Source organism: Hafnia alvei, assembly GCF_900095695.1.
Classification (GTDB): Bacteria; Pseudomonadota; Gammaproteobacteria; order Enterobacterales; family Enterobacteriaceae; genus Hafnia; species Hafnia alvei_B.
The window spans coordinates 24,489-36,527 of sequence record NZ_FMIQ01000069.1 but is presented as its reverse complement, the minus strand read 5'-3'; the positions used below and the strand labels follow the sequence as shown (position 1 = coordinate 36,527).

The window sequence follows — 12,039 nt, the reverse complement described above, 5'->3', positions numbered from 1 at the left end:
ACGCCTGCAAGATGCACAGGTAGAATTCGGAATTTTAGGCGGACGTAACTTTACACCACACTTAAGCTACAAAGGCGATTGAGCCGCCTTGCTCGAACACGAACGCCTGCACAATGTATATTCAGAACTCGGTATAATAGGCGGACGTAACTTTTCACCACGCCCAAGCTATAACAGCAATTGAACTGCCTTGCTCGGACGCCTGCACGATGCCCAGATAGAATACAGGATTTTAGACAGACGTAACCTACCCCCCCTATTCATTCGCCTCCCCATCAATGCCATAATGCCTCCCAAAATGAGGAGAAAAAAATGAAATTTGTTGGAGCCCATGTCAGTGCCTCCGGCGGCGTTGATCAGGCCGTCATTCGTGCACACGAATTAAATGCAACGGCGTTTGCGCTGTTCACCAAAAATCAGCGCCAGTGGAAAGCCGCCCCGCTTGGCAGCGACGTGATCGATAAATTTAAATCTGCGTGTGCTCAATATAACTATCAGCCTGCGCAAATTCTGCCGCACGACAGCTATCTTATTAACCTTGGGCATCCCGTTGAAGAAGCATTAGAGAAATCGCGTGAAGCATTTATCGACGAATTAGAGCGTTGCTCTGAGCTCGGGCTGACACTACTCAACTTCCATCCGGGCAGCCATCTGATGCAAATTGATGAAGATAAATGCCTCGCACGCATCGCTGAATCTATCAATATTGCCTTGGATAAAACGCAGGGCGTCACTGCGGTTATTGAAAATACCGCAGGTCAAGGCAGCAACCTCGGCTTTCGCTTCGAACATCTGGCCGCCATTATCGATGGTGTAGAAGACAAATCGCGTATCGGCGTTTGTATTGATACCTGCCACGCCTTTGCTGCCGGTTACGATTTACGTACCGAGGAAGAGTGCAGCAAAACTTTTGCTCACTTTGAGCGTATCGTTGGCTTTAACTACCTGCGCGGTATGCACCTTAACGATGCGAAGAGCGCCTTCGACAGCCGTGTCGACCGCCATCACAGCTTAGGTGAAGGTAACATTGGCAAAACGGCCTTTAGTTGGATCATGCGCGATCCGCGCTTTGACGGAATTCCGCTGATATTAGAAACCGTTAATCCTGATATCTGGGCCGAAGAAATTGCTTGGCTGAAAGAACAAGAATCTGCAGAACAGGCAGCATAACTGCGCTGAGCTCAGGTATAGCTAAAAAAATGGGTGCCACATGGGCACCCATTTTCATATCAGCGATAACGGTGAGTTACGCTAATTTCTCTTCCGCAATTTCCACGTCTGGACGTTTCAGCAGCGCGTACAAACCACCAGCCAGAAGCGTACCGGCCACAATCGCAATCAGATATTGAATAACCGGGGTGATTGCGCCAGGGATCAGCAATACAAACAGGCCACCGTGTGGAGCCATCAGTTTTGCCCCAAAGAACATCGACAGCGCACCGGTCAACGCACCACCTGCGATACAGCAAGGCAGAACACGCATTGGGTCACGCGCAGCAAACGGAATTGCCCCTTCGGAGATAAAGCACAGCCCCAGAACCAGCGCCGCTTTGCCACCTTCGCGTTCACTTTGTGCAAACTTATTACGTGCTACCAACGTTGCAAAGCCCATCGCCAGCGGAGGCACCATACCTGCAGCCATAATCGCCGCCATCGGTGCATAGGTCTGAGTACTCAACAGCGCCACGCCAAAAGCATAGGCCGCTTTGTTCACTGGGCCGCCCATATCGGTACACATCATCGCGCCCAAAATAGCACCCAAGATCACCGCATTAGCCGTGCCCATCGCCTGTAGCCAATGCGTCAGGCCTTCCATAATCGCGGCAACAGGTTTGCCAACGATGTAGATCATCGCCAAACCGGTAATCAAGCTCGCAACCAATGGAATGATCAGGATAGGTTTCAGCGCTTCCATACTTTGCGGTAAATGCAATTTGGAGCTGATCGCTTTCGCCACATAGCCCGCCAAGAAACCGGCAATAATACCGCCTAAGAATCCTGCACCGGTGCTTACCGCCAACATCCCGCCAATCAGGCCCGGCGTTAAGCCCGGACGGTCAGCAATGGAGAATGCAATGTAACCCGCTAACACCGGCACCATCAGTGCGAAGGCTGAACCACCACCGATCTGCATCAACGCCGCAGCCAACGTGCCCTGCTGTTTAAACGCTTCAATACCGAACACGAACGACAGCGCGATACACAAACCACCGGCCACCACCATTGGCAGCATATAGGAAACACCGGTCAGCAAATGACGATATGCCCCCGCGCTTTCTTTCTTCTTGCTAGAAGTCGACGAGGTCGATTTCATCGCCGTAAAGGTTTCAGACTCCACCAGCGCTTTATCCAACTCTTGCGCGGTTTTCTTCAACGCTAAGCCGGTAGACGTGCGGTACATCGGTTTGCCAGAAAACTTGTTCAGGTCAACTTCAATATCCGCAGCCACAATCACCAGATCCGCAGCGGCAACTTCTTCTGGTGTGATTTCGTTACCTGCGCCCACGGAACCGCGCGTTTCGACTTTCACCCACCAACCGCGTTTTTTGGCTTCAGCTTCAATGGCTTCAGCAGCCATAAAGGTATGAGCGACGCCGGTTGGACATGCCGTTACCGCCACCACTCGCATTTGGCCTTTGGCTGGAGCAGCAACCGTCGTGTCAGCAAACTGGTAAGGCTGAGCTTCTGCTTTTGCCTGAGCCAAGAACGCTTCGGGTTCACGAATCGCTTTTTCTGCGCTGCCGACAAACAGGCGTTTGCCGTTTAACGTCGCGTCCTGAGGCTGTTCATCACCGATAACAACAATCAGCTCGGCATCCTGAGCCGCCTCAACCAGCGTGATATCCTGTTTTGCTACAACACTTTCCAGCATGCGCTTAGCGAGATAGCTACGAGCCTGTCCCTGAGCGCCTTCGGTTAACAATAAGGTTTTCATGTGGCCATCCTCAATTAATTAAAAGGCTTCAGGTCAACACGCGCCATCATGGCGGCCAACTGGGTACGATCGGAAATGCCGACGTTGCTTTGGCTTACGGCCAGTGCAGCCACCGCCGTTGCCAATCGCAGCGTATGATCGCTGGATTCACGCATCATCAGGCCATAGATCAACCCGCCAACCATGGAGTCACCGGCACCGACCGTGCTAACAACTTCGCAGGCAGGTGGTTTAGCCAGCCATGCGCCTGATGCGTTAACCCACAGCGCGCCTTCAGCACCGAGAGAAATCACCACGTGGGCAATGCCCTGATCGCGCAGGGCATGAGCGGCACCCACCACATCATCCAGCGTTGGCAATTCACGGCCAGCCCAGATCTCTAATTCACGGCGGTTAGGTTTCACTAACCAAGGCGCGGCTTTTAGCCCTGCAACCAGCGCTTCACGGCTACTATCAAAAATGATGCACGGGCATTGGCTACGCAGACGACGCATCCAATCAGTGAAGTCATCTGGATCAACGCCAGCCGGTAGGCTGCCGCTGACACATACCATATCGAACTGCCCCAGCCAGCTTAGGGAATCGTTAACAAAACGCTCCCAGTCCTGCTTGGTCACTTCAAAACCGGAGAAGTTAAAGTCGGAAACTTCGCCGTCTTTTTCGGTTAGCTTCACGTTGATACGTGTACGGCCCGCAACGACCTGAAAACGGTTGGCGATGCCCAGTTCACTGAACAACTGCTGAAATCCGTCTTGGTTCTCTTTGCCAAGGAAACCGCCTACGGTCACGTCAATACCGAGGTCTTTCAGCACTTTGGCAACGTTAATGCCTTTACCTGCGGCATGCAGACCGGCGGTCTGAACGCGGTTGACTTCGCCACGTTCAATTTCCGCACAATAGCCAACCAAGTCATAGGCCGGATTCAGTGTAATTGTTGCTACTCTTCTGCTCATTCTTATGCCCCTTCGCCTAGACCATCATTGATAGCCTGACCAATTGCTTCTAATGCTTGCGCTGCGTCGCTACCGTTGGCAGTGAAACGCAGTCGATGACCTTTTTTAACGCCCAGCGCGACAACTTTCATCAGGCTGCGCCCATTTGCAGGAACGCCAGAGCCGTCCAGATTGGTGACAGTGATCTGACTTTCGAATTTCTTAATGGTATTAACCAGCAGCGTGCCGGGACGGGCATGCAGACCATGCTCATTACGCAACACGAATTCAGCGCTGACGACGGAATCTTCTTCCGCAACGTCACTGGTCAGCAGAGCCACCAACGACGCGGCATCAGCCGCTTTCAGCAAACGATCGGCTTGGTTGTTTTGCAGCAGCGAACTCAGATAACCCAGCATGCCTTCAGGCTGTGCATCGGCCATCGCTACGGTCAGCAACAATCCAACCTGCTCGCCGTCCACGTCGAAAGGCGTTTGCGGGCGCGCAGCCGCAGCGGCGCTTGCCTGATTGCCGAGTGCGCTATCGCTGAGCCAGATACCCTGGCCCAGATTTAACGGCGCACGGGTAATCACATCGCTGACAAACTCGGCGTTAACGGCGCCTGCCTGCTGTAAACGGCCTGCGTTGATGGCTTGCAACGTCATCAAACTGTCAGCAGCAATATCTAAGGCCACCATGGTTGCATCAAAGCGGAAAGCCGCAACGCTTCTTTCGCCCATCAGCAAACTACGCAACTCTTCTGCTGAAGTGGTTTGCGCCATCTGTTGCGCCACGCTGTCATCGCTTAACACATGCGTCAGCTGACGCAGCAAGGCCAGATGTTCATCAGAACGAGCCGCGATACCAATCACAACGTAGGCTCTTTGCCCTTCGCTCCACTCAACGCCTTGCGGGAACTGGAAAACTTTCACCCCCGTTTTCAGCACCATTTCGCGAGTGTCGGTGGTTCCGTGCGGGATCGCAATGCCACTTCCCAGATAGGTTGAGGTCTGTTTCTCACGATTGAGCATGCCCTGTACGTAGCCTTCGCTTACGTACCCAGCCTGAGTCAGTGCTGCTGCAATTTGTTGAATTGCTTCTTCTTTATTACTTGCCGTAGCGGCAAGATGAATATCTTGTGGGGACAGGTGAAACATAAACGCTCCTCTCACACTGGGCAAAATTCAAGATTGAATCGTTTCAGCTCTTTTTGGAAAAAAGTGCGCTGTATTTTCAATAACAGATCGAATACAACGCTGAATCGTTTCGATGAGTTTGGCCTTTGGCCTTTTTATAAGCAAGATATTCGAAGAAGGAGTTTTCTATTTTTTGAAGAACAGCACACTTTTGCTGAAGTGCTGTTATTAAATCGATGAAGCTGAGATAATTTGCTGAAGTTTGCTGATGGAGAGTATCAATGACAGTTAAAGTCGGCGTTGGCGTAATTATCGCGAACCCACAAGGGCAAATATTACTAGGGAAACGCTGCGGTAGCCATGCGCCCTTCTGGTCTATTCCGGGTGGGCACTTAGAAGAAGGCGAAACTTTCGAGCAGGCCGCCATTCGAGAAGTAGAAGAAGAGACAGGGCTGATTGTCGCTGAGCCTCGTCTGATCGGCGTGACTAATAACTTGGGCACGTGGATTGACGAAGGCGTTCATAATATATCAATGATTATGGTCGCCACCTATATGCGCGGCGAACCCCAGCTGCGCGAGCCTGAAAAGTGTGAACAGTGGCGCTGGTGTAACCCTCAGCGTATGCCTGAACCTTGCTTTGAAGCATGCCGTAACGGTGTTCAGCTTTGGTTGAACGGTGAGTTTTATCATTCGCCAATCACCAAATAAGTTTTATCACCGCACGCTCAATGCAAAACACGAAAAGTGATTACGGTAGGTTCAACACAGACTTTGCCGTATCGCTTTCCATTCGCCAGCCCCTTTCCGCCCCAAAAATGCACTTTTTCAGTGCGAAAAATTCCCTCCTCTCAGAAAAAGTTAGATTTAGTTATCACAACTGAAACAAAATTGTTAAATTTAGATTGTGAAATCGACACTTTTCCCTTAAATCTACTGCGGTGCACCACGAGCGCCACTGGCGCACCAAAATGGGGCACCATAAAAATGCAGATATCAGATTAACCTTATACCCATCGGTTAATTCGCACCCACAACATCCAATAACCATTTGATATACATAGAATATAAATAGTTGGCATGATTCTTTCATTACCAATCCAGTAAACACAAATGGGCCATCCCGAAATTTAAGGAATTTTTGCTTATGAAATCTGTAATTAAAGCATCTGTAGCCGCTCTCGCTTTAGCTTTTGCCATGAGCTCTCATGCCGCTGAGAAACAGCTTATCGTGGCTACCGATACCGCATTTGTTCCTTTTGAATTCAAGCATGGTGACAAATACGTTGGTTTCGACATCGATTTATGGGATGCGATTGCTAAACAGCTGAACCTGTCTTATACCCTCAAGCCAATGGATTTCAGCGGGATTATTCCTGGCCTGCAAACTCGTAACGTTGATTTGGCGTTAGCGGGGATCAGCATCACCGACGAACGTAAAAAAGCGATCGACTTCTCCGATGGCTATTACAACAGCGGCCTGCTGGTTATGGTGAAAAAAGATAACAACGACGTAAAAAGCGTGAAAGATCTGAACGGAAAAGTCGTCGCGGTTAAAAGCGGAACCGCAGGTGTTGATTACGCGAAAGCCAACATCAAAACCAAAGACCTACGCCAGTTCCCAAATATCGACAATGCCTATCTTGAGTTAGGCACCGGTAACGCAGACGCCGTGCTGCACGACACTCCAAATATTCTGTACTTCATCAAAACCGCTGGTCATGGCCAATTCAAAGCCGTCGGTGATTCTTTAGAAGCCCAGCAATACGGCATCGCTTTCCCTAAAGGCAGCGATTTACGTGAAAAGGTCAACGGCGCACTTAAAACGCTGCGTGACAACGGTACCTACAATGAAATCTACAAAAAATGGTTTGGCGTAGAACCTAAATAAGTTCGTTATTACACAAATATAGCCTGACTCTCTGGAGGCGCTGGCTCATTAGCGCCTCCAGACTTTGACCCATTTATACCCGTCATACTTCAAGCTGCTTATGCGTTGGCTGCTCCCGCTCATCCCAGTCACTTACTTGAGTAAGCTCCTGAGGATTCACGGGTTTGCCGCCTTTAAGCAACTTGAATTATTTTGGGTAATAGCAACATATTGCTGTTATTAGTAGGTTGTTTTTAGTTTCCAGGAGAATACAACATGCAGTTTGATTGGAGCGCCATTTGGGACGCTATTCCTATCCTGCTCGAAGGGGCCAAGCTGACGCTGTGGATTTCAGTGGTCGGTTTGCTTGGTGGCTTAGTTATCGGCTTAGTGGCAGGTTTCGCCCGCGCCTATGGCGGCTGGTTAAGCAACCACATTGCGCTGGTCTTCATTGAGCTCATTCGCGGCACCCCTATCGTGGTGCAGGTAATGTTCATCTACTTCGCACTGCCGATGATGCTGCAGGCTTTCATGCCGGTTCGCATTGATCCGCTCACCGCCGCAGTGGTCACCATTATGATCAACTCCGGCGCGTACATTGCTGAAATCACACGTGGCGCAGTGCTCTCTATTCACAATGGTTTTCGTGAAGCCGGTTTGGCCCTTGGCCTCTCTAAACGCGATACCCTGCGTTATGTCATCATGCCGTTGGCATTACGCCGCATGCTGCCACCGTTGGGCAACCAGTGGATCGTCAGCATCAAGGATACGTCTCTGTTTATCGTCATTGGCGTTGCCGAACTGACCCGTCAGGGACAAGAAATTATTGCCGGTAACTTCCGCGCAATGGAGATTTGGAGCGCAGTCGCGGTGATTTATTTGATCATCACATTGGCACTGAGCTACGTATTACGTCGTCTGGAAAGAAGATTGAAAATAATATGATTGAATTTAAACATGTTGATAAAAGCTTCGGTCAGACTGCGGTACTGCATGACATTAACCTGAATATTAATCAGGGCGAAGTGGTAGTTATTATCGGGCCATCGGGCTCAGGAAAATCAACGTTGCTGCGTTGCATCAACAAGCTGGAAGAGATAAGCGCGGGTCAGCTGATTATCGACGGCATGGACGTAAGCGATCCTAAAGTCGACGAGCGTTTGATCCGCCAAGAAGCTGGCATGGTTTTCCAACAGTTTTATCTGTTCCCACACCTCACCGCGCTGGAAAACGTGATGTTTGGGCCAATCCGTGTTCGTCACATGAAGAAAGACGATGCGGAAAAACGCGCACGCGAGCTGCTGGCGAAAGTGGGCTTGTCGGAACGTGCCGATCACTATCCGTCTGAGCTTTCCGGCGGTCAGCAACAACGTGTGGCAATTGCCCGTGCGCTGGCGGTTAAACCGAAAATGATGCTGTTTGATGAACCCACCTCTGCGCTCGATCCAGAACTACGTCATGAAGTCCTGACGGTGATGAAAGATCTGGCTGAAGAAGGTATGACGATGGTTATCGTTACTCATGAAATCGGCTTTGCACAGAAAGTGGCATCGCGCTTGATTTTCGTCGATAAGGGTCGTATCACCGAAGACGGTGAGCCTGACGCGTTGATCACCAACCCGCCAAGCGATCGTCTGCGCGAATTCCTGCAGCACGTTTCATAAAACCTCATCACGCTAGGTACAAGGGCGCTCATCCAGCGCCCTTTTCTTTTATGTAAATCTGATTACCACCTCGATTACGCACGAATCGCTCACGAATACTCAGCAAAATCTGCTCGTTATTCCTATACTTAAGGTTATAACGCTCACGCTTCCCCGCTATCGGCAACGGTAAGCGAGGGGTTGATATCCAATATCGTCACCCAAAGTCCCATCACCAAGTCCTGTTTTCCGCTTGTTTAATGGAGCTTTTTTATGTCACAGGGAGCCCGCCTTATCCCCTCTTTTACTCGATACCTCGTTTTACTGACCGTTCTCTTATTCTCATGCTCAGCCAGCGTGAATGCCGTTGAACCTAAAAAAGAAACGGATCCCAAAACGGCCTATTCAGCATTAGCTGACATTTTGTCTGACGCCACCAGCCGCGATGCGCTGATTGCTGAACTGCGTGACAGTGCCAAAACCGGCAAACCGTTGGCAGAAAAAAGTGCCAGCACTGTCCCTGCTGAAACCCGCGACGAAACCTTTGCTGACCAGTTAGATTCCAGCATTCAAGGATATCTCACCGTTGCGCAAAGCAAATTGGAACGGTTAATTACGGCACTGAAATCGCCACCGCATAAGGCGTTTAATCCGCAAACGTTTTGGCCTGCCCTCACCCACTTCCTGTTCACCGTCGCCGTAACCTTTGCGCTATTTTTAGCGATTCGTTTTTTTGCCACGCCGTTTTATAAGCGGATTGGCAGTTGGGGACACAAAGCGCGTGAGAAGCGAGCAGACTGGGCACGACGCCCAACCGCAATTATCAGCGCGTTCATTATTGATTTACTGATCTTGCTATTTTGTGTCACCGCCGGAAATATCATCGCGACCGCCTTCGGAACCAACAGCCCGGTAACGATGCGCCAGCAAGCCCTTTTCCTAAACGCCTTTGCCCTGATTGAGTTTTTCAAAGCCATATTGCGCCTGATATTCGCACCCAAATTTGACTATCTACGCCCGTTTCCTTTTAGCGACGCAACCGCAAAATATTGGAATACGCGGCTGGCATGGCTGAGCGGCCTCATCGGCTATGGGCTGATGGTGGTGGTGCCTATTATTCAGGTGCAGCTCGGGGCTTCATCTGCCGTGCTGGTGAACTTCTGCATTATGTTGGCTCTGACCGTTTATGCTATCAGCCTGATACTGGTCAACCGGCTACGGATACAGAAAGAAATTACCGCGCTCGGTAACCGCTCGCTGGCCTTTTTCGGCGTTTTTTTGCACGCGCTTTCGCACATTTGGCATATTCTGGCCATCGTCTATTTTCTGGTTCTGTTTTTACTTTCACAGTTCGATCCTGGCAACAGCCTCGCCTTCATGATGAATGCCACGATTAAAAGCCTGATCGTCGTTGGCTCTGGGGCGCTTATTTCAGGTCTGCTCACCCGTTGGATCTCGCGCCGCATCACGCTGCCTGCCGACATCAAGCTCAAATACCCGATGTTAGAACGGCGTGTAAATTCCTACATTCCTAGCGCGCTGCAAATCATGCGGTTTATCGTGGTGGTGGCGATCCTGCTGTTCCTGCTCGACGCATGGCACATATTCGGCCTTCGCGCTTGGCTAGACTCGCCAACGGGTGAAAAAATCATCGGTGGTTTGATTCATATTCTGCTGATCATGTTTATTGCCGTGCTGGGATGGACGCTGCTCGCCAGCGTGATTGAACATCGGCTCAGCCTTGAAATGGACAATCCGAAGCATCCCGGCGCACGCGAACGTACGCTGCTGACGCTATTTCGCAACGTGTTATCCATCGTGATTACCACGATTACCGTGATGATTATTCTGTCACAAATCGGCATTAACATTGCGCCACTGCTGGCGGGCGCAGGGGCACTGACGCTTGCCGTCAGCTTCGGTGCGCAAACGCTGGTTAAAGACGTGATCAATGGCATATTCATCCAGTTTGAAAACGGTATGAATACCGGTGAATACGTCACCGTATTCGGCATTACCGGCACCGTCGAGCGCATGACTATTCGCTCTATCGGCCTGCGGGACGATTATGGCGTTTATCATCTGGTGCCCTACTCGTCGATCACGACCGTTGCCAACTATGCCCGTGAATTCGGCGTATATCGCGCCAACTACGTGATTAGTCGCGATGAAGATATTGAGAAAGCCAATGAGGTGTTGAAACAGGCGGTTGCTGAATTACGCGAAGATCAGCGTTTAAAAAGCTTACTCATTGGTGAGCCCGCATTTAACGGCGTAGTGAAATTGGATGATGTGTCATTTACCCTACGCACGACAATCCGCACCGTTGCACTGCAGCAGTGGACGATTCAATATGCGTTAGACAAACTGGTGAAAGAGCATTTCCAGCGGGCGGGAATTAAAACGCCGCATCAAAATGTTCAAATCAGCTACGCGGCACCGGAGCAACAGGCTTTGTTGCCACCGCATAACGACGCCAACAGCGTTGAAAAATAATCGGTAAGAATGCCTCTCCTATTTGGAGAGGCATTAAAGATTGCGTGGAAATTAGCGGATTTTACGCTTGTTCTCTGGCAAGAACGTCCATGCGATAAAGCGGCTGACTTTTTGTCCTTGTGACATTTCAATAGTGCGAACGTCCAGCGCTTCCACCTCTTCCAAGGCTTCATAAATTGCGGGCAGGTTCTCCTGACGAGAAACTAGGCTGGTAAACCACCCCACCTGCTTGGCAAAAGATTCGCTCTCTTCGATCATTTTGGTAATGAACGCAACTTCACCACCCTCACACCACAGCTCACCGGCTTTTCCGCCGAAGTTGAGCACCGGCGCGCTGGCATCACGACCCAAGTTAGTCAGTTTACGGCGGGTACCGCTCAGCGCATCTTCCGCAGAACGGTGGAACGGTGGATTACACATCGTAGCTGCATAATGCTCGCCGCTCTTAATCGCCCCTTTTAGGATTTTATTGGGGTCTTGCTGCTGACGCAGACGGATATTTTTTGCGGCTTCTGGATTTGCCTTGATGACGGCACCCGCTGATTTTAATGCGACAGCATCAACCTCAGTACCGGTAAAACGCCAGCCATACGCGTGTTGGCCAATCAGTGGATAAATACAATTTGCGCCAACGCCAACATCAAGAATGCACACATTCTGTCCGCGGGGTATCTGGTAGCCGTGATCTGCCGCCAGCACATCGGCCAAGTAATGCAGATAATCTGCACGACCTGGGATCGGTGGACACAGGTAGCCTTCGGGGATATCCCAGTGTTCAACCTGATAAAAATGCTTCAGCAATGCACTGTTTAACGCTTTAACCGCCAACGGCTCGGCAAAATCAATGCTGTCATCACCCCATTGATTACGAGAGACAAACGCTTTTAGCTCCGGCGACGTTTCGCATAATGCAGGGAAATCATAACGTTCACGATGAAGGTTACGGGGATGCAAATTGGTTTTCTGTGCAGGAAAGTTCTTTTTCTTTGGATTTTTCATTCGGCGATTTCGATCAACGTTAAGACATC

The 12,039-nt window shown here is 50.4% G+C and carries 10 protein-coding genes; 6 read left to right on the top strand and 4 right to left on the bottom strand.

Going from position 1 to position 12,039, the window contains the following annotated elements:
- The first annotated feature begins 312 nt into the window (after positions 1–312).
- The gene (nfo, locus tag BN1044_RS18990; RefSeq protein WP_072309992.1) at positions 313–1,170 is read left to right on the top strand and encodes a deoxyribonuclease IV; all 858 of its coding nucleotides are present in this window, start codon (positions 313–315) and stop codon (positions 1,168–1,170) included.
- Between the two features lie 76 nt (positions 1,171–1,246).
- Here the strand turns inward: nfo and fruA are convergent, their stop codons facing one another.
- From fruA to fruB, 3 genes are read right to left on the bottom strand one after another with little or no spacing between them, the layout of a single operon-like run.
- Positions 1,247–2,935: a PTS fructose transporter subunit IIBC gene (fruA, locus tag BN1044_RS18985; protein WP_072309991.1), complete on the bottom strand. Its 1,689-nt coding sequence runs from the start codon at positions 2,933–2,935 to the stop codon at positions 1,247–1,249.
- Between the two features lie 14 nt (positions 2,936–2,949).
- A complete protein-coding gene (fruK, locus tag BN1044_RS18980; protein WP_025798139.1) occupies positions 2,950–3,888 on the bottom strand; it encodes a 1-phosphofructokinase in 939 nt (312 codons plus the stop codon).
- A 2-nt stretch (positions 3,889–3,890) separates the two neighbouring features.
- Entirely contained in the window at positions 3,891–5,024 is a 1,134-nt protein-coding gene (fruB, locus tag BN1044_RS18975; RefSeq protein WP_072309990.1) for a fused PTS fructose transporter subunit IIA/HPr protein, read from the bottom strand.
- 260 nt (positions 5,025–5,284) lie between these two features.
- On the opposite strand from fruB, the gene BN1044_RS18970 reads away from it, so the two are divergent.
- The 5 genes from BN1044_RS18970 to ybiO all read left to right on the top strand — a co-directional run bounded on the left by BN1044_RS18970 (position 5,285) and on the right by ybiO (position 11,011).
- Entirely contained in the window at positions 5,285–5,713 is a 429-nt protein-coding gene (locus BN1044_RS18970; RefSeq protein ID WP_072309989.1) for a nucleotide triphosphate diphosphatase NUDT15, read from the top strand.
- Between the two features lie 436 nt (positions 5,714–6,149).
- The gene (gene glnH, locus BN1044_RS18965; protein ID WP_072309988.1) at positions 6,150–6,893 is read left to right on the top strand and encodes a glutamine ABC transporter substrate-binding protein GlnH; all 744 of its coding nucleotides are present in this window, start codon (positions 6,150–6,152) and stop codon (positions 6,891–6,893) included.
- Positions 6,894–7,148: 255 nt separating this feature from the next.
- Positions 7,149–7,817 carry a glutamine ABC transporter permease GlnP gene (glnP, locus tag BN1044_RS18960; RefSeq protein ID WP_046459019.1) on the top strand — a complete coding sequence of 223 codons (669 nt, stop codon included), beginning with the start codon at positions 7,149–7,151 and terminating at the stop codon, positions 7,815–7,817.
- Positions 7,814–8,536, top strand: a complete 723-nt coding sequence (gene glnQ / locus BN1044_RS18955; RefSeq protein ID WP_072309987.1) for a glutamine ABC transporter ATP-binding protein GlnQ — start codon at positions 7,814–7,816, stop codon at positions 8,534–8,536. The genes glnP and glnQ overlap by 4 nt, the downstream gene beginning before the upstream one ends.
- Positions 8,537–8,788: 252 nt before the next feature.
- Positions 8,789–11,011: a mechanosensitive channel protein gene (gene ybiO, locus BN1044_RS18950; RefSeq protein WP_072309986.1), complete on the top strand. Its 2,223-nt coding sequence runs from the start codon at positions 8,789–8,791 to the stop codon at positions 11,009–11,011.
- Positions 11,012–11,062: 51 nt separating this feature from the next.
- On the opposite strand, the gene rlmF is transcribed toward ybiO, so the two are convergent.
- Positions 11,063–12,010: a 23S rRNA (adenine(1618)-N(6))-methyltransferase RlmF gene (gene rlmF / locus BN1044_RS18945; protein WP_072309985.1), complete on the bottom strand. Its 948-nt coding sequence runs from the start codon at positions 12,008–12,010 to the stop codon at positions 11,063–11,065.
- Positions 12,011–12,039: the final 29 nt, after the last annotated feature.

Coding starts and splice junctions, on each gene's coding strand:
- fruA (WP_072309991.1), bottom strand. CDS start 2,935: ATGAAAACCTTATTGTTAACCGAAGGCGCTCAGGGACAGGCTCGTAGC.
- nfo (WP_072309992.1), top strand. CDS start 313: ATGAAATTTGTTGGAGCCCATGTCAGTGCCTCCGGCGGCGTTGATCAG.
- glnP (WP_046459019.1), top strand. CDS start 7,149: ATGCAGTTTGATTGGAGCGCCATTTGGGACGCTATTCCTATCCTGCTC.
- ybiO (WP_072309986.1), top strand. CDS start 8,789: ATGTCACAGGGAGCCCGCCTTATCCCCTCTTTTACTCGATACCTCGTT.
- rlmF (WP_072309985.1), bottom strand. CDS start 12,010: ATGAAAAATCCAAAGAAAAAGAACTTTCCTGCACAGAAAACCAATTTG.
- fruK (WP_025798139.1), bottom strand. CDS start 3,888: ATGAGCAGAAGAGTAGCAACAATTACACTGAATCCGGCCTATGACTTG.
- glnQ (WP_072309987.1), top strand. CDS start 7,814: ATGATTGAATTTAAACATGTTGATAAAAGCTTCGGTCAGACTGCGGTA.
- glnH (WP_072309988.1), top strand. CDS start 6,150: ATGAAATCTGTAATTAAAGCATCTGTAGCCGCTCTCGCTTTAGCTTTT.
- BN1044_RS18970 (WP_072309989.1), top strand. CDS start 5,285: ATGACAGTTAAAGTCGGCGTTGGCGTAATTATCGCGAACCCACAAGGG.
- fruB (WP_072309990.1), bottom strand. CDS start 5,024: ATGTTTCACCTGTCCCCACAAGATATTCATCTTGCCGCTACGGCAAGT.